Raw genomic sequence first — 18,215 nt, 5'->3', positions numbered from 1 at the left:
GATAATTTTGTTAAATGATGTGTTAAAACAGTACTGAAAGAGGTTTTGTCGTGCCTGAGCTGTGCGTTCGCTCTTATCTACGCCACGAATTTCCTTTATAATGACCCCCTTTTTTCAACACTCTTTAATCCAAAATACCTATACATATATGCCTATATACGAATATGCGTGTAGCGCTTGCAACCATCGATTAGAGAAATTGCAGAAATTTTCCGACACGCCACTGACTCAATGTCCTGCGTGTCATCAGCCCGCGTTAGCGAAACTTATCTCTGCGGCCGGTTTTCAATTGAAAGGCACCGGTTGGTACGCGACAGATTTCAAGCCGGGCAGTAACAGCAAACCAGATAATAAGAGTAAACCAGACAGTAGTAGCTGAGGCTCATAAGAGCTAATCAGAAAATAGCCGCACGGACAGTACATAACGCGTGCGGCATCGGCTGAGTAAAAGGATATTGTATGCGTACTGAGTATTGTGGGCAGTTGAATCTGTCCCATGTTGGCCAGGAAGTAACACTTTGTGGTTGGGTTAATCGTCGCCGTGATCTCGGTGGCCTGATTTTTATTGATATGCGCGACCGCGAAGGCATTGTTCAGGTTTTCTTCGATCCCGATCATCAAGCCGCTTACGAGCAAGCATCTGAACTGCGTAATGAGTTCTGTATCCAGATTACCGGTACTGTGCGTGCACGTCCTGACAGCCAAATAAATAAAGATATGTCGACCGGTGAAGTGGAAATCTTTGCCAATACACTGAATATCATTAACCGTTCTGAGCCGTTGCCACTGGACTCTAATCAGACCAACAGCGAAGAACAACGCCTGAAATATCGCTATCTGGATTTGCGTCGCCCTGAGATGGCTGATCGTTTGAAAACGCGCGCTAAAATTACCAGCTTTGTGCGCCGCTTTATGGACAGCCACGGTTTCCTGGATATTGAAACCCCGATGCTGACCAAAGCGACTCCGGAAGGTGCGCGTGACTATCTGGTGCCAAGCCGCGTCCATAAAGGCAAGTTCTATGCACTGCCGCAGTCTCCGCAGCTGTTCAAACAACTGCTGATGATGTCTGGTTTTGACCGCTACTATCAGATTGTAAAATGCTTCCGTGATGAAGATTTACGTGCTGACCGTCAGCCAGAATTTACTCAGATCGATGTTGAAACCTCTTTCATGACCGCCGACCAGGTGCGTGAAGTGATGGAAAAACTGGTGCGAGAATTGTGGCAGGAAACCAAAGGCGTCGATCTCGGTGATTTCCCGGTGATGACCTTTGCCGAAGCTATGCGTCGCTACGGTTCTGATAAGCCGGATCTGCGCAACCCGATGGAATTGGTGGATGTCGCTGATTTAGTTAAAGATGTCGAGTTTAAAGTCTTCTCCGGCCCTGCCAATGATGCCAAAGGCCGTGTCGCAGCATTGCGCGTACCGGGTGGTGCACAGATCACGCGTAAACAAATTGACGAATACGGTCAGTTTGTTGGTATTTATGGTGCTAAAGGCTTGGCATGGTTGAAAGTTAATGATCGTGCTGCTGGCGTTGAGGGTGTACAAAGCCCAATCGCGAAGTTCCTCAGTGCTGATGTGTTGGAAGCTATTCTGGCTCGCACTCAGGCTGAAAGCGGCGATATCCTGTTCTTCGGCGCTGACAGCTATAAAGTGGTGACGGATGCTATGGGCGCATTGCGTCTCAAAGTCGGCCGTGACCTGGCATTGACCAAACTGGATTCATGGGCGCCGCTGTGGGTAGTTGACTTCCCGATGTTTGAAGACGATAGCGAAGGTGGTTTAACCGCTATGCACCATCCGTTCACTGCACCTAAAGACATGAGCCCGGAACAATTGGCTGCAGCACCGACCACCGCTATCGCCAATGCTTACGATATGGTGATTAACGGCTACGAAGTGGGTGGCGGTTCAGTGCGTATTCACCGCACTGAAATGCAGCAACAAGTGTTTGGTATTCTGGGTATCAATGAAGAAGAACAGCGTGAGAAGTTTGGCTTCCTGCTGGATGCATTGAAATTCGGCACTCCACCACATGCGGGCCTGGCTTTTGGTTTGGATCGTCTGGTTATGCTGTTGACCGGTACTGATAACATTCGTGATGTTATTGCCTTCCCGAAAACCACGGCTGCGGCTTGTCTGATGACTGATGCGCCAAGTTTTGCCAATCCTGCTTCACTGCAAGAGCTGTCTATCAGCGTGGTAGCGAAGAAAGGGGCCACTGATAGCTCGGCAGAAGAGAATCAGTAATGAATTATACATACCCAATAGATTTCAAGATGCAGGAAGGCGGCAAGCGAGATTATTCCGATGAGCTTACATCGGTAAGTGATTCGGATGATTGAGTGCAGCCAACACACCTGTAGTTTGAAAGATGACGGGTATAAGCGCCCTGAGTCTATTTTGGCGGTGATCTACGCCAGAAACAGTGGCCGGGTGTTGATGTTACAACGGCGTGATGATCCTGATTTTTGGCAGTCGGTCACCGGCAGTCTGGAAGGTGATGAAACGCCGTTGGAAACCGCCCAGCGCGAAGTAAAGGAAGAAGTCGGCATTGATATACTGGGTGAAAATCTGGAGCTGTTCGACTGCCAGCGCTGTGTGGAATTTGAACTCTTTGTGCATTTGCGCCGTCGCTATGCGCCGGGTGTTACGCGCAATAAAGAACATTGGTTCTGTTTGGCGTTACCCGAAGAGCGGGATGTTGTGATTACCGAACATCTTGCTTACCAGTGGCTAGATGCTGCGGATGCCGCAGCATTGACCAAGTCCTGGAGTAATCAGCAAGCGATTGAAGAGTACGTTATTTATTCCCGTGTATACCCAAAGTAATTGAAGTTACAGCCAGGCGGCAAGCGAACGAATCCCGATGAGCTGACTTTCGTCAGTGATTCGGGTGAATGAGAACAGCTAACACCGCTGTGGCTTCAAGAACGAAGGGTATAATTAGGCTATTTTGGAGATACTTATTTATGGCAGGTCATAGTAAATGGGCCAACACAAAACACCGCAAAGCGGCACAGGATGCCAAGCGCGGTAAGATTTTCACTAAAATTATTCGTGAATTGGTGACTGCTGCGCGCCTGGGCGGTGGTGATCCTGGTGCGAACCCACGCTTACGTGCGGCTATCGATAAAGCGCTGTCAAATAACATGACACGCGACACCCTGAACCGCGCCATTGCCCGTGGTGTAGGGGGTGATGAAGATAACAATATGGAAACCATCATTTACGAAGGCTATGGCCCAGGCGGCACCGCCGTAATGGTTGAATGCTTAAGTGATAACCGTAACCGTACCGTATCTGAAGTTCGCCATGCATTCACCAAAACCGGTGGTAATCTGGGGACTGATGGTTCGGTTTCTTATCTGTTCACCAAAAAAGGTGTTATTTCCTACGCACCGGGTTTGGATGAAGATACGGTAATGGATGCAGCACTGGAAGCGGGTGCTGACGATATCCTGGTCTATGATGATGGTGCTATTGATGTGTTTACTGCCTGGGAGTCTCTCGGCGCGGTGAAAGATGCACTGGATGCTGCCGGTCTGGTTGCCGAAGGGGCAGAAGTCTCTCTTATTCCATCAACCAAAGCCGAACTTGATGCTGAAACTGCACCGAAACTGCTACGTCTGATTGATATGCTGGAAGATTCTGATGATGTGCAAGAGGTTTACCACAACGGTGAAATCTCTGATGAAGTGGCAGCAACACTGTAAATCAGTGTGATTATATCCTGCTATTTAGCTCTATTTTAATACCCTACATACTGGCCACATTTTGTGGCCGGTGCATTACATTAGAAGTACTGAACAAGGTGAATAAACTGGTATGGCGATCGTATTAGGCATCGACCCCGGTTCTCGTGTCACCGGTTACGGCGTAATTCGCCAACAAGGTCGTCAGCTCACCTATCTGGGCAGTGGCTGTATTCGCACTGTCGTTGATGATATGCCTACTCGCCTGAAGTTGATTTATGCAGGTGTCACTGAAATTATCACTCAGTTCCAACCCGATTTTTTTGCAATCGAACAAGTGTTTATGGCGAAAAACCCGGACTCGGCCTTAAAGCTGGGGCAGGCGCGAGGAGCGGCGATCGTTGCGGCGGTAAACCTGAATTTACCGGTTTCCGAATATGCCGCTCGTCAGGTTAAACAGACGGTAGTAGGCACAGGTGCGGCGGAAAAAAGCCAGGTTCAGCACATGGTGCGCTCACTGTTGAAACTTCCTGCGAACCCTCAAGCTGATGCCGCAGATGCGCTGGCCATTGCCATAACCCATTGCCATCTTAGTCAAAATACCCTGCGTTTGGGTAATGACCAAATGGTGCTGGCGCGCGGCAGGCTTCGCTGACGGGTATTTTAATGCGAGCAGGTTAACTGTTATTGTAGGCTGGATATCCATCCAGCCTTTTTTATGCTATAAACAGCCATTATGTTTATACCCGAATGCGGGTAAACGAGGAGAGAGTCAACGTGATAGGGCGCCTCAGAGGTATCATTCTGGAAAAACAGCCACCCCTGGTGCTGCTGGAAACTAACGGTGTTGGCTATGAAGTCCAACTACCGATGACCTGTTTTTATGAGCTGCCAGATATTGGGCACGAAGCCATTATCTTTACCCAGTTTGTGGTGCGCGAAGATGCTCAGCTACTATACGGTTTTAATGATAAGCAGGAACGAGCACTGTTTCGTGAATTAATAAAAGTGAACGGTGTGGGGCCAAAACTGGCACTGGCCATTCTTTCTGGCATGTCAGCACAGCAGTTTGTGGCGGCGGTTGAACGCGAAGATATCACCACGCTGGTGAAATTACCGGGTGTTGGTAAGAAGACCGCCGAGCGGTTAGTGGTTGAAATGAAAGACCGCTTTAAAGGCCTCAATGGTGACTTATTCAACAACACCGGTGATATTCAGTTGCCTGCCAGCAATTCGTCACAAATTTCAGATGCCGATATCGAAGCGGAAGCCGCTTCTGCGCTGGTGGCTTTGGGCTATAAACCGCAAGAAGCCAGCCGCCTGGTGAGTAAAATAGCTAAACCGGGTGCCGATTGTGAAACCCTGATCCGTGATGCTTTGCGTGCCGCGTTATAGGTAGATAATGATTGAAGTAGGGGTCTAAAATGATTGAAGCAGACCGCCTGATCTCTGCGGGTGTTATCAGTGATGAAGAGAGTATTGACAGGGCTATCCGTCCGAAGCTGTTGGCTGAATATGTCGGGCAACCTCATGTCCGTGAGCAAATGGAAATCTTCATCCAGGCGGCGAAACAGCGCGGTGATGCGTTGGATCATGTGCTGATATTTGGCCCTCCGGGTTTAGGTAAAACCACATTAGCCAATATTGTTGCTAATGAAATGGGTGTTAATTTGCGCACCACCTCCGGCCCGGTGTTGGAGAAGGCGGGTGATTTAGCTGCCATGCTAACCAATCTTGAGCCGCATGACGTGTTATTTATTGATGAAATCCACCGATTATCTCCAGTGGTAGAAGAAATTCTCTACCCGGCGATGGAAGATTATCAACTGGATATCATGATTGGCGAAGGCCCAGCTGCACGTTCCATCAAACTTGATTTACCTCCTTTTACCTTGATAGGAGCGACCACGCGAGCCGGCTCACTGACTTCTCCATTGCGTGACCGTTTCGGTATTGTGCAGCGGCTTGAGTTCTATCAAGTCGCTGATTTAGAACATATCGTTTCGCGCAGTGCCAAGTGTTTGGGTCTTGAATTGACTCCCGAGGGCGCGCACCAGTTGGCACGCCGTTCCAGAGGAACACCGCGTATCACCAACCGTTTGTTGCGCCGTGTGCGTGACTTTGCAGAGGTGAGGGCCGATGGAGCTATCAATGGAGATGTGGCGATGAAAGCGCTGGATATGCTGAATGTCGATGCTGAAGGGTTCGATTTTATGGACCGAAAACTTTTGCTGGCTGTTATTGATAAATTTATGGGTGGGCCGGTGGGGTTGGATAACCTGGCGGCAGCGATTGGTGAAGAGCGGGAAACCATTGAAGATGTTCTGGAGCCGTACTTAATCCAGCAAGGTTTTATTCAGCGTACTCCGCGCGGGCGTATTGCTACCAATCACGCTTATAAACATTTTGGTATCACCCGGGAAGAGTAAGCCTCTTTGATGCAGGGCTGCGCTATTGTCAGCCCTGATAAGTGAGATTCTCAGGCTACTGCATCCTCCTTGGCCGATGTGTTAATCATTCGGTTAAGCCATGGGATAAGTAGTGCCATAACTAATGCAATGACCAGTGTGACCATGCCAATTTTGCCAAACACGTCGGTGTAGATAGGTAATGTTTCAAGTGGATCAGTCATGCCCTCAGGTGTCGCGGTAAAGGTTGCGACGTAGCCGCCAATCAGGAATGAAGCTGCCTGCGTCAGGAACCACATCCCCAGAATAAACCCCATTAAGTATTGTGGTACTAACGCCGCCACCATCGCCAGGCCGAGGGCGCTTATCATCAATTCCCCCAAGCTCTGGAATAAATAAACCAGAACAATAAACCAAGGTGATGTTAGACCTTGTGCATCAGCGAACCACATTCCGGCCGCCGCCGCAGTCAGGAAACCCAGCGAACATAAAAACATCCCTAATGTAAATTTTGCGGGCATGGATAAGTCACGATTTTGGCTGCCCAACCGAGTATAAATTGAGGCCAAAATGGGGCTGGCGACGACCACCCAGAATGGGTTTAGCGCCTGGAAACTGACCGGATTAATACTGAATCCGAGGATCTCATGATGGACATTATTGATAGCGAAGAAGTTAAGCGAAGTCGGCATCTGCGCATATAAAACGTAAAATACGATGGCTTCAATCATCAGAATGAAAGCAACAAACATTTTATTACGGCCCAATTGGTCTTGCTTCAATGCCTCTCTGAAAAAGATAAAAACGACGATCAGTGATAAGACGATCAACACCAGGTTGGCGATGATCACATGATTCATCAACCAGGCGCAGATGCATATCATTACAGCACTGCCCAGTAGCACTAATAGCAGATTGCGCCAATTTAAGGGTTTTGTATCGGGTTCAGAACCAATATGGCGCACCATATGGCGGCAGCAGAAGTAGACCAGCAGAGCAAAAATCAAGCCAATGCCGCATAAGTAATAGGTTACGGTATACCCAAAACGTTCTGCTATAACCGGTGCCAATGAAAGTGACAGCAAGGAGCCGATATTGATCGACATATAAAATAGAGTAAAGGCTCCGTCCAGGCGGGGATCTTTCGGTGGATAACATTTAGATAATAAGCTGGCTGGGTTGGCCTTGAATAAACCATTTCCCACAGCAATAGTACCTAAAGCAAAGAAAATAAGGTTCGGTTGGTACAATGATAAACCGGTGGCGAAATAACCTGCAGCCAGCACCACTGCCCCCAAGACCATGGTACGTTTAGTCCCGAGCAGATGGTCACCGACATATCCGCCGATAGAAATCAGGCCATAAACCAAAGCAGCAAAAGCACCAAAAGTAACAAATGCTTGTTCTTGCGAGAATCCTAGCTGGCTAACGAAGAAAACAGCCAGAATACCTTGCACGCCGTAATAACCGAATCTCTCCCATAATTCGACAAAAAAGATCATAAAGAACGGTTTAGGTTGCTGAAGTAAACCAGTGGGGGTGGATCTATCCATGATAGGTCGCCTCTTTGCGAATAGTCATTCGGCGTAAATTGAGAGCGTACAAAGCCCATGCAGAGACGAGTTGAGTATCTGCATAATCAATATATTGCTCAATGTTTGAAGTGTTATGCAGGGTATTACACTGCATATATATTGTATTTGTGGTTGATCACACTAATTAAAATATAAAAAACAGAATTGATGGTTATGGGAAGTGATAGGCAAATAGGAGAAAGAGTTAAGAATGGGGTTTATTAATATAAACCCCACTTAACAATTATTACCCGCGCGCTTTTTGCGACAGACTTAGGATGAACATCACTGCAGCACACAACACAACTGAAGGGCCAGCTGGGGTATCATAAAAGGCAGAGAAGGTTAAGCCACCGGTCACGGCAACAATACCAATACCAATGGCAATACCGGCCATTTGTTCTGGCGTGCGGGCAAAACGGCGTGCGGCGGCGGCAGGAATGATCAGCAAGGACGTAATAATCAGCGCGCCAACAAACTTCATCGACAAACCAATAGTCAGTGCGGTCACCAGCATCAACAGCATCCGGACGCGTTCTAAATTAACACCGTCCACATGAGCCAGTTCCGGGCTGATAGTCATTGATAGCAACGCTCGCCATTGCCAGCACAATATCCCGAGCACCACCACCACTCCTGCGGCTATCAACCAGATATCACTCAATGTAACTGAAAGCAGGTCGCCAAACAGATAGGCCATTAAATCGACCCGCACATTATGCATCAGGCTAACCACCACTAAGCCCAAAGATAATGCACTGTGAGCCATAATCCCGAGTAGTGTGTCAACGGCCAACTGCGGGCGGCGTTCCAACCACACCAGAATCAGCGCGAGCAACATGGTCATCACGATGACTGCATAAAATGGATTCACATTGAGCAATAAACCGAATGCAACACCCAGTAATGATGCATGAGCCAAGGTATCGCCAAAATAGGACATCCGACGCCAGACAACAAATGATCCCAGAGGCCCAGCCGCCGTTGCCAGCAGCACACCGGCCAACCAGCCAGGTAACAATAATTCAATCATGCGCCACGGCTCCCACTGTTCTTCAAAATAATCTTTCCGTGCAAATCATGACGATGATTATGGTGATGGCGATAAACCGCTAGCTGCTCAGCGCCACGTTGACCAAACATGGCGATAAATTCAGGATGCGTTGAGACCACCTCCGGCGCGCCGGAACAGCAAATATGCTGGTTAAGACATAATACTTCATCGGTTTTAGCCATCACTAAATGCAGGTCATGGGACACCATTAGTACGGCACAACCGAGTTCTCTACGTAGCTGTTCAATCAAGTCATACAACGCAAGTTGTCCATTAACATCAACACCTTGTGTCGGTTCATCTAATACCAGCAACTGTGGGCTATTCAGTAATGCGCGGGCTAATAGCACTCGCTGGTTCTCACCACCGGAGAGTTTTTGCATCGGCTGGTCTAATAGATGAGCAGCATGTACCCGCTTAAGTGCTGGCAAGATATCTGCTTTTTTGACGCCGGGTTTTAGCCGCATGAAACGGCTTACTGTCAGTGGTAATGTGGTATCCAGATGGAGCTTTTGCGGCACATAGCCGATGCGTAAACCCGGCTCACGAATAATCGAGCCGCTGGTAGGAGCAATCAGCCCTAACACCACGCGCACCAAGGTTGATTTGCCTGCGCCATTTGGCCCAAGCAGAGTAAGAATTCTTCCCGGACGCAGGGAAAGGGAAATATCATTGAGCACCCGCCGACTACCAAAAGTGACGGATATCTTATTTAGCGTTACCAGTGTGGACATTATGATTACGTTTGCAGAACTGATTGAATGTTATAATATTACGCTTAACCCATCAAAACGTCGAGAATTCGTATTATGTTACACAAAAATAAATGGCTAAAGCGCGCAATGTTGGCCAGTGCAGTATTAATGGCCAATCCATTTAATATTGCTTCAGCAGCGGTCGTTACATCAGTGCGACCGCTGGGTTTTATCGCCTCAGCTATCGCTGATGGCGTATTACCGACAGAAGTCTTATTGCCCGATGGCGCATCACCGCACGATTATGCCCTGCGCCCATCAGATGTCCAGCGGTTACGTAGCGCTGACCTGGTTATTTGGGTTGGGCCGGAAATGGAAGCATTTTTATCGAAACCTCTAACGCAAGTTGCTGATAATAAACAGATAGCATTGGCGCAGTTACCTTCTGTCATGCCTTTATTGATGAAAGGTAATGAAGATGATGAACATGAAGGGGAAGGCGACGGTCATGACCATGATCATGCTAAAGATAATCACCATGATGAGCATCATCACGGCGAATATAATATGCATATTTGGCTGTCCCCAACTATCGCCAAACAATCTGCAATTGCTATTCACGACAGATTATTGGAACTTATGCCACAAAATAAGGACAAATTAGATGCAAACCTGCGCCGATTCGAGGATCAACTAGCGCAAAATGAAAAAAATATTGCTACTATGCTAAAGCCTGCCCAAGGTAAGGGATACTTCGTTTTTCATGATGCTTATGGCTACTTTGAAAAACACTTTGGCTTGAGCCCATTAGGGCATTTTACAGTCAATCCCGAAATTCAACCTGGTGCGCAGCGTTTACATCAAATTCGAACACAGTTGGTTGAGCATAAAGCGGTATGCGTTTTTGCTGAGCCACAATTCAGGCCGGCCGTCATTAATGCTGTCGCCAAAGGAACAGACGTGCGTTCAGGCACCTTAGATCCTTTGGGGAGTGGCATAGTATTAGGCAAGGACAGCTATGTGAACTTTATGTCTCAGTTGTCGAACCAATACGTGAGCTGCCTGAAGCAAGATTAAAAGGATACTCATAAGTGCAGCAGATAGTCCGAACTATCACCTTGGCGTATAACAATCTCCCTCGACCCCATCGTATTATGCTGGGATCGTTGACTGTAATGACACTGGCCGTCGCTGTTTGGCGGCCTTTTGTTTATCATCCGGAACATGAGCCAATCGCCAAAAGCGTGGTATTAGATACCAGTCAAACCCGTATTTTATTACCTGAAGCCAGTGAACCCATTGATCAGCCGACTCCTGACGATGAAATCCCGCAAGACGAATTAGATGCCAAAGATGTCAGTGAAACTGGCGTCCATGAGTATGTGGTTTCAACCGGGGATACCCTCAGCAGTATTCTTACCCAATATGGCATCGATATTTCCGATGTTTCTCTGTTGGCGACCCAAAACCGAGATTTACGTAATCTGAAGGTCGGGCAACAAATCTCCTGGACTGTCAATGACACCGGTGACTTGCAGCGCCTGACGTGGGAAGTTTCTCGCCGGGAAACCCGCACTTATGACCGTGTAGGCAATAATTTCAAAGAAACAAAAGAGTTACAGAAAGGCGACTGGACCAATACCGTTCTTACTGGTCGGCTTGATGGCAGTTTTGTTACCAGCGCCAGAAAGGCTGGACTGACGGCTGCAGAGATACGCGCTGTGACGAAAGCATTACAATGGCAGTTAGATTTTTCCAAACTGCGTAAAGGTGATCAGTTCTCGGTGCTGATGTCCCGTGAAATACTTGATGGCCGCAGTGAGCAGAGTCAATTGGTTGGGGTGCGTATGCGCTCAGGTGGTAAGGATTATTACGCCATCCGCGCCGAAGATGGTAAGTTCTATGACCGGCAGGGTTCAGGGCTGGCACGTGGTTTTATGCGTTTCCCTACCATGAAACAATTCCGCGTCTCGTCTAACTTCAATCCTCGCCGAATTAACCCGGTAACAGGTCGTATTGCGCCACACAAAGGTGTGGATTTTGCGATGCCAGTTGGTACACCGGTGCTGGCGGTGGGTGATGGTGAAGTGGTTATTGCTAAGCGCAGTGGAGCTGCCGGTAATTATGTCGCTATTCGTCATGGTCGCCAATACACCACTCGTTATATGCATCTGAAGAAGCTATTGGTGAAACCCGGCCAAAAAGTGAAACGTGGTGATCGCATCGCATTGTCAGGTAACACGGGGCGTTCCACTGGTCCACATCTGCATTATGAATTTTGGATGAACCAGCAAGCTGTTAACCCATTAACTGCGAAGTTACCGCGTTCAGAAGGGTTGAGTGGTAAAGATCGCAGCGACTATCTGGCCGTTGCTAAACAGGTCATCCCGCAGTTGCAACTGGATTAATAGCACGCCGGTAGCGATGGGCTACCGGCGCGTTTCTACCCAGCGGTATATTATTAGTTCACCGCCAATTCCAAGAGTTCCCCATGCATAAAGAGAAAAACGACGCTGCTGGTTTTATTCCGGTATTTAAAAAATCTTTCCTACATCCTCGTTTTTGGGGGGTATGGTTAGGGGCCGGGGCCATGGCCGCGATGGCTTATGTTCCACCGAAATTCCGTGATCCGTTATTGGCTGGGGTGGGGCGTCTTGCCGGTAAATTGGCTAAAAGTGCCCGCCGCCGCGCCCGCATTAACCTCCTTTATTGTATGCCAGAGTTGCCAGAAGCAGAGCGCGAACATATTATTGATCAAATGTTTGCGACTGCAGCGCAACCTTTAATGATGATGGCGGAACTGTGTTTCCGCGACCCTAAGAAAGTCCTGACGCGTGTCCATTGGCATGGACTGGATATTTTAGATGGGCTGCAACAACAGGAGCGCAATGTTATTTTGTTGGTGCCCCATGCCTGGTCGATAGATATTCCTGCCATGTTGTTAGCTGAGCAAGGCAAACCCGTGGCGGGCATGTTCCATCATCAACGTAATCCAGTTGTCGATTATTTATGGAACAGTGCACGCTTACGGTTTGGTGGTCGTATTCATGCGCGTGAGAGCGGTATCAAGCCCTTTATCAGTTCTGTACGCCAGGGGTTCTGGGGTTATTACTTGCCCGATGAGGACTACGGCCCTGAGCAAAGTGAATTTGTTGATTTCTTCGCGACTTATAAGGCCACGTTACCGGCAGTAGGTCGGTTGATGAAGGTTTGTCGTGCAGCGATCGTTCCAATGTTCCCTGTCTACAATTATCGTGAACACCGCCTTGATATCTATATTCGTCCACCAATGGATGATTTGGCAGATGCTGACGATACTTATATTGCACGCCGTATGAATGAAGAAGTTGAACTGCTGGTTAAGCCGAATCCCGAGCAATACACCTGGATTTTGAAATTGCTTAAAACCCGTAAAGAAGGTGAAATAGAACCTTATGTTCGCAAAGACTTGTAACGTTTGGTGCAGTTGCAGGGCTGAAATAATTAGCAAACATAAAAAAACCCGCTGGTGATTAGCGGGTTTTTTGCTTTTCGTTTATCGCGACGTCATATTACTCAACACGTAAAATACGGCTGGTATTGGTCGTGCCAATCGTCCCCATGACATCACCCTGAGTGACAATAACCAGATCGCCGGAAAGCAGGTAGCCTTTGTCTCTCAAGCGGTTAACCGCTTCAGTTGCTGCCAGCACGCCGTCAGTGTGAGTATCACAGAATACCGGAGTGACACCACGGTAGATAGCAGTCAGATTTAAAGTATGTTCATGACGTGACATAGCAAAAATCGGCAAACCGGAACTGATACGGGACATCATCAGTGCAGTGCGCCCTGATTCGGTCATGGCGATAATCGCAGTGATACCTTTCAGATGGTTTGCTGCATACATGGTCGACATCGCGATAGCTTCTTCGACATTATCGAATTGCATATCCAGGCGATGTTTTGACACATTAATACTTGGGATTTTTTCCGCACCCAGACAAACTTTTGCCATCGCAGCAACGGTTTCAGCCGGATACTGACCTGCGGCTGTTTCGGCCGATAACATCACCGCATCAGTACCATCGAGCACCGCATTGGCCACATCCATAACTTCAGCACGGGTTGGCATTGGGTTGGTTATCATCGACTCCATCATCTGAGTCGCAGTGATCACTGCACGGTTCAATTGGCGAGCGCGGCGGATCAGTTTTTTCTGAATACCCACCAACTCAGGATCACCAATCTCAACACCTAAATCACCACGAGCAACCATGACAACGTCAGAGGCCAGAATGATATCATCCATCGCTTCATCGGTAGCAACGGCTTCTGCACGCTCTACTTTAGCGACGATTTTCGCATTACAACCTGCATCACGGGCCAGACGACGGGCATAGTTCAAATCTTCGCCGGTACGAGGGAAAGAGACAGCCAGGAAGTCCACACCAATCTTGGCCGCTGTAATGATATCGGCTTTATCTTTTTCGGTTAATGCCTCGGCCGATAGACCGCCACCTAACTTGTTAATCCCTTTGTTATTGGAGAGCGGGCCGCCGACGGTGACTTCAGTAAAGACCTTCATGCCCTGAACTTCAATAACCTTCAACTGTACACGGCCATCGTCTAGCAACAAGATATCACCGGGAACCACATCAGCAGGTAACCCTTTATAATCGATACCCACTTTTTCCCTGTCGCCTTCGCCTTTGGCCATGTTGGCGTCTAGCAAGAATTTATCACCAATATTAAGGAATACTTTACCTTCCTTAAAGGTTGATACACGGATTTTAGGACCTTGTAGATCGCCAAGAATCGCTACATGCCGGCCCAGTTTGGCGGCGATTTCACGGACTTTATTAGCCCGTAATTCGTGATCTTCAGCGCTACCATGGGAAAAATTCAGGCGGACTACGTTAGCACCTGCAGCAATAACCTTTTCCAGATTATTGTCGCGGTCAGTAGCCGGCCCCAGTGTAGTAACAATTTTGGTCCTTCTAAGCCGTCTGGACATCTCTTACTCCGTTGACTGGTGAAGCATGGTGTTGTTAAAACAGCGGATAACAAATCCGATAGTAAAATGTACTCAAGCTATCTTAACTTATCGACTCAGATAATATTTACCGGAGTCATGGTGAAAATTATTATCCAATAATATGTCAGATTATCATTACAGAAGCTGCGTTAGCACAAAACAAAGCGAGTTTGCATTCTGCGCGTGGGCGCTTGAGTACTACTCACCACTGTTGACTCGCGATGAATTTTTATCGAAACGGGACTCTTTCAATGCATCTTTGACCCGTTTCAGGTTATCTCTGAATTTAGCGCCCCGACGCAGCGTGAATCCGGTGGCTAACACATCAATTAACGTTAATTGAGCAATGCGCGACACCATTGGCATGTACATATCAGTATCTTCCGGTACATCCAACAACAGCGGTAGTGTTGCTTCATTAGCCAGCGGAGTATCACGCGAGGTAATGGCAATAACTGTGGCATCGTTTTCACGCGCCAAATGCGCCAACTCAACCAGACTTTTTGTTCGTCCAGTGTGAGAGATCAATACCACGACATCACCCTCATTGGAATTCATACAACTCATGCGTTGCATGACAATATCATCGAAATAAATTACCGGGATATTGAAGCGGAAAAATTTATTCATGGCATCATGAGCCACGGCAGCGGATGCGCCCAGGCCGAAGAAAGAAATTTTCTTCGCTTGTGTCAATAAATCTACCGCCCGATTAATGGCGGCAATGTCTAAATTGTTCTTCACCATATCCAAACTGGCCATGGTTGATTCGAATATTTTCCCCGTGTAAGCGGCTACACTATCATCCTCTTCAACATTTCGGTTCACATAAGGTGTGCCATTAGCCAGACTTTGTGCCAAATGAAGTTTAAAATCAGGAAAACCTTTGGTGTCTAACCGACGGCAAAAACGGTTTACCGTGGGCTCGCTGACGTTCGCCAATTTGGCAAGAGTGGCGATACTTGAGTGGATGGCCGTTTGTGGGGAAGCGAGGATCACCTCGGCAACTTTCCGTTCCGATTTGCTCAGGAGGTCCAGATTATTTTGGATATTTTCCAGCGTATTCATATATCGAGAATCACCCATGGGTTTTACCGATTTCATTTAAAGGAGAAATCTATGCCGGTTTAATGAAAATATACTACGAGCTGGAACCCGTTGGCAGAGGCATCTGGTAAGAAGTGACTCTTTTTCACCATAATATGACCTGTGTCTAATTTTCATAATGGTAAATAGTTGTCAGAAACGTCATAAAATTACATTTTAAAGTTGTACAGCCAGATTTGGCGCGGCTTGCCACTCTATCGCGTGTTTTTTGACCTTTTTTGACCCGTTTTTATCTGGGTTTACTGGCTATAGTCAAAGAGAGTACATTAGTAATGTAAGAAAATTACAAATATCCTGCAACGAGGAGAATAACATGGCGGTAACTAATACAGGCCAGGCAGCACAGGCGTGTGATCTGGTGATTTTCGGTGCTAAGGGAGACTTGGCTCGCCGGAAACTGTTGCCTTCCCTTTACCAATTAGAGAAAGCGGGTCACATCCACCCAGATACTCGGATTATCGGCGTAGGCCGTGCCGACTGGGATAAAGACGCGTACACAGCCGTGGTAAAGGAAGCCCTCGATACCTTTATGAAAGAGAAGCTGGATGATGAATTGTGGCAAAAACTCAGCTCTCGTCTCGACTTCTGTAATTTAGATGTTAATGACAGCAAACACTTTGCCAAATTGGGCAAAATGTTGGATCAGAAAAATCGCATAACTATCAATTATTTTGCCATGCCACCTAATACTTTTGGTGCAATCTGCAAAGGTTTGGGCGAGGCAGGGCTGAATAAAGAGCCAGCGCGTGTGGTAATGGAAAAACCACTGGGGAAAGATTTAGCCTCCTCAAGGGTGATTAACGATCAGGTTGCCGAATACTTCAACGAGTGTCAGGTTTACCGTATTGACCATTATTTAGGTAAAGAGACAGTATTGAATCTGTTGGCGCTGCGTTTTGCCAACTCTTTGTTCGCATCCAACTGGGATAATCGCACGATTGACCATGTGCAGATAACTGTCGCTGAGGAAGTGGGAATTGAAGGGCGCTGGGGCTATTTTGATCAAGCTGGTCAAATGCGCGATATGATTCAAAACCACTTGCTGCAAATTCTGACCATGATTGCTATGTCACCGCCAGCCGATTTGAGCACTGACCGTATCCGTGATGAGAAAGTGAAAGTGCTGCGCTCTTTGCGCCGTATCGATCACACCAATGTGCGCGAAACCACGGTTCGTGGGCAGTACACCGCTGGGTTTGTTCAGGGCAATAAAGTGCCAGGCTATCTGGAAGAAGAGGGCGCCAATAAGAGCAGCAATACTGAGACGTTCGTTTCTATTCGTGTCGACATTGATGACTGGCGCTGGGCCGGTGTGCCGTTCTATCTGAGAACCGGTAAACGCCTGCCGACCAAATGTTCTGAAGTGGTGGTGTACTTTAAAAACCCTGCGCTAAACCTGTTCCGTGAATCTTATCAGCAGCTGCCACAAAATAAGCTGACCATTCGTCTGCAACCAGATGAAGGCATCGAAATTGAAGTGCTGAATAAAGTGCCAGGTCTGGAGCACAAGCACCGCTTACAAACCACCAAACTTGACCTTAGCTTTACCAAAACCTTTAACGAACAGCATATGGCTGATGCATACGAACGTCTGCTGTTAGAGACGATGCGTGGTATTCAGGCGCTGTTTGTGCGCCGTGACGAAGTAGAGGAAGCCTGGAAGTGGGTCGATTCCATCATGGATGCATGGGCGGCTGATAATGAAGCACCTAAGCCTTACCAATCCGGGACATGGGGGCCAGTAGCGTCTGTTGCCATGATCACTCGTGATGGCCGTTCATGGAATGAGTTCGAATAAATATTTAGGTTATGACTATACCCTAAATAATTAATAATAAAGAGTCGTTAGCCGGCTCGCATTGTGATTCTTTATGGCAGGCAGAAAGCCGGAATGCATGTTCTGCCTGCCATATTTCAACTAACACCTTCGGGTGAGTACATGCCAATCGGCATAAGTGGAGATAACAACTGATGAAAAGCTGGAAAACGAGCGCAGAACAAATCATGACCGCAGGCCCGGTTGTCCCGGTGATTGTGATTAATAAGCTCGAGCAAGCGGTACCATTAGCAAAAGCCCTGGTGGCTGGTGGTGTTCGGGTGCTGGAAGTGACGTTGCGCACCCCTTGTGCTGTTGAGGCTATCCGTGCCATTGCTAAAGAAGTGCCTGAGGCGATAGTTGGCGCGGGAACTGTTCTTAATCCGCAGCAATTGGCTGACGTGGTTGAGGCTGGTGCTCAATTTGCTATTAGCCCGGGGCTGACAGATGAACTTCTCAAAGCAGCGACTGAAGGCTCTATTCCGTTGATCCCGGGGATCAGCACGGTTTCAGAACTGATGTTGGGCATGAGTTATGGCCTGCGTGAGTTTAAATTCTTCCCGGCAGAAGCTAACGGCGGCGTGAAAGCCTTGCAAGCCATTGGCGGCCCATTCTCTCAAGTGCGTTTCTGCCCAACTGGCGGCATCACACCTAATAACTATCGTGATTACCTGGCGCTGAAAAGCGTGTTGTGTATCGGCGGGTCATGGTTAGTTCCTGCTGATGCCTTGGAAAAAGGTGACTACGCTCGCATTACTGAATTAGCCAAACAAGCTGTTGCGGGCGCTACCGCATAAGTTGCTCTAACCTCCTGAACTGATGGGAGATACAGGCATTCGTTGCCA

At 47.9% G+C, this 18,215-nt stretch carries 17 protein-coding genes; 12 read left to right on the top strand and 5 right to left on the bottom strand.

All coding sequences use genetic code 11. From position 1 onward, the window contains the following. Positions 1–100 precede the first annotated feature (100 nt). The 7 genes from FTB31_RS19925 to ruvB all read left to right on the top strand — a co-directional run bounded on the left by FTB31_RS19925 (position 101) and on the right by ruvB (position 6,130). Positions 101–379 carry an FmdB family zinc ribbon protein gene (locus FTB31_RS19925; RefSeq protein ID WP_320407094.1) on the top strand — a complete coding sequence of 93 codons (279 nt, stop codon included), beginning with the start codon at positions 101–103 and terminating at the stop codon, positions 377–379. 80 nt (positions 380–459) lie between these two features. Beyond that, positions 460–2,256: an aspartate--tRNA ligase gene (aspS, locus tag FTB31_RS19920; protein ID WP_077175400.1), complete on the top strand. Its 1,797-nt coding sequence runs from the start codon at positions 460–462 to the stop codon at positions 2,254–2,256. 87 nt (positions 2,257–2,343) lie between these two features. Beyond that, positions 2,344–2,838: a dihydroneopterin triphosphate diphosphatase gene (gene nudB / locus FTB31_RS19915; RefSeq protein ID WP_139336909.1), complete on the top strand. Its 495-nt coding sequence runs from the start codon at positions 2,344–2,346 to the stop codon at positions 2,836–2,838. Between the two features lie 140 nt (positions 2,839–2,978). Continuing rightward, positions 2,979–3,722, top strand: coding sequence for a YebC/PmpR family DNA-binding transcriptional regulator (locus FTB31_RS19910; RefSeq protein WP_050075477.1), 744 nt, complete (start codon positions 2,979–2,981; stop codon positions 3,720–3,722). A gap of 112 nt (positions 3,723–3,834) precedes the next feature. Next, entirely contained in the window at positions 3,835–4,356 is a 522-nt protein-coding gene (gene ruvC, locus FTB31_RS19905; RefSeq protein WP_004390700.1) for a crossover junction endodeoxyribonuclease RuvC, read from the top strand. A gap of 122 nt (positions 4,357–4,478) precedes the next feature. Further along, positions 4,479–5,096 (top strand): Holliday junction branch migration protein RuvA, encoded by a 618-nt coding sequence (gene ruvA / locus FTB31_RS19900; RefSeq protein ID WP_050075478.1) that lies wholly within the window; start codon positions 4,479–4,481, stop codon positions 5,094–5,096. A 29-nt stretch (positions 5,097–5,125) separates the two neighbouring features. Then, positions 5,126–6,130 carry a Holliday junction branch migration DNA helicase RuvB gene (ruvB, locus tag FTB31_RS19895; protein ID WP_005163065.1) on the top strand — a complete coding sequence of 335 codons (1,005 nt, stop codon included), beginning with the start codon at positions 5,126–5,128 and terminating at the stop codon, positions 6,128–6,130. A 50-nt stretch (positions 6,131–6,180) separates the two neighbouring features. Here ruvB and dtpB read toward each other — a convergent pair whose 3' ends face one another. The 3 genes from dtpB to znuC form a co-directional block, all read right to left on the bottom strand. Then, the gene (dtpB, locus tag FTB31_RS19890; protein ID WP_050075479.1) at positions 6,181–7,662 is read right to left on the bottom strand and encodes a dipeptide/tripeptide permease DtpB; all 1,482 of its coding nucleotides are present in this window, start codon (positions 7,660–7,662) and stop codon (positions 6,181–6,183) included. A 268-nt stretch (positions 7,663–7,930) separates the two neighbouring features. Then, positions 7,931–8,716: a zinc ABC transporter permease subunit ZnuB gene (gene znuB / locus FTB31_RS19885; protein WP_019079627.1), complete on the bottom strand. Its 786-nt coding sequence runs from the start codon at positions 8,714–8,716 to the stop codon at positions 7,931–7,933. Further along, on the bottom strand, positions 8,713–9,471 hold the full coding sequence (gene znuC, locus FTB31_RS19880; protein ID WP_050075480.1) for a zinc ABC transporter ATP-binding protein ZnuC: 759 nt from the start codon (positions 9,469–9,471) through the stop codon (positions 8,713–8,715). The genes znuB and znuC overlap by 4 nt, the downstream gene beginning before the upstream one ends. 75 nt (positions 9,472–9,546) lie before the next feature. Here znuC and znuA point away from each other — a divergent pair, with 75 nt between their 5' ends. The 3 genes from znuA (at position 9,547) to lpxM (ending at position 12,886) form a co-directional block, all read left to right on the top strand. After that, complete coding sequence (gene znuA / locus FTB31_RS19875) at positions 9,547–10,509, top strand: zinc ABC transporter substrate-binding protein ZnuA (protein WP_227720159.1); 963 nt, start codon at positions 9,547–9,549, stop codon at positions 10,507–10,509. Between the two features lie 14 nt (positions 10,510–10,523). Beyond that, positions 10,524–11,840 (top strand): murein DD-endopeptidase MepM, encoded by a 1,317-nt coding sequence (gene mepM / locus FTB31_RS19870; protein ID WP_139343720.1) that lies wholly within the window; start codon positions 10,524–10,526, stop codon positions 11,838–11,840. 83 nt (positions 11,841–11,923) lie between these two features. After that, positions 11,924–12,886, top strand: coding sequence for a lauroyl-Kdo(2)-lipid IV(A) myristoyltransferase (gene lpxM, locus FTB31_RS19865; protein WP_050075483.1), 963 nt, complete (start codon positions 11,924–11,926; stop codon positions 12,884–12,886). A 97-nt stretch (positions 12,887–12,983) separates the two neighbouring features. On the opposite strand, the gene pyk is transcribed toward lpxM, so the two are convergent. Continuing rightward, complete coding sequence (gene pyk, locus FTB31_RS19860; RefSeq protein ID WP_050075484.1) at positions 12,984–14,426, bottom strand: pyruvate kinase; 1,443 nt, start codon at positions 14,424–14,426, stop codon at positions 12,984–12,986. Positions 14,427–14,645: 219 nt separating this feature from the next. After that, positions 14,646–15,533, bottom strand: coding sequence for a MurR/RpiR family transcriptional regulator (locus tag FTB31_RS19855; RefSeq protein WP_320407051.1), 888 nt, complete (start codon positions 15,531–15,533; stop codon positions 14,646–14,648). A gap of 334 nt (positions 15,534–15,867) precedes the next feature. Here FTB31_RS19855 and zwf point away from each other — a divergent pair, with 334 nt between their 5' ends. Together zwf and FTB31_RS19845 are read left to right on the top strand one after the other, a co-directional pair. Continuing rightward, positions 15,868–17,352 carry a glucose-6-phosphate dehydrogenase gene (gene zwf, locus FTB31_RS19850; protein WP_050075486.1) on the top strand — a complete coding sequence of 495 codons (1,485 nt, stop codon included), beginning with the start codon at positions 15,868–15,870 and terminating at the stop codon, positions 17,350–17,352. A gap of 173 nt (positions 17,353–17,525) precedes the next feature. Continuing rightward, the gene (locus tag FTB31_RS19845; protein WP_005163029.1) at positions 17,526–18,167 is read left to right on the top strand and encodes a bifunctional 4-hydroxy-2-oxoglutarate aldolase/2-dehydro-3-deoxy-phosphogluconate aldolase; all 642 of its coding nucleotides are present in this window, start codon (positions 17,526–17,528) and stop codon (positions 18,165–18,167) included. The last annotated feature ends 48 nt before the right edge of the window (positions 18,168–18,215 follow it).

The sequence above is a fragment of the Yersinia proxima genome (genome assembly GCF_902170785.1).
GTDB lineage: Bacteria > Pseudomonadota > Gammaproteobacteria > Enterobacterales > Enterobacteriaceae > Yersinia > Yersinia proxima.
This window is presented reverse-complemented; position numbering and strand designations above follow the sequence as displayed.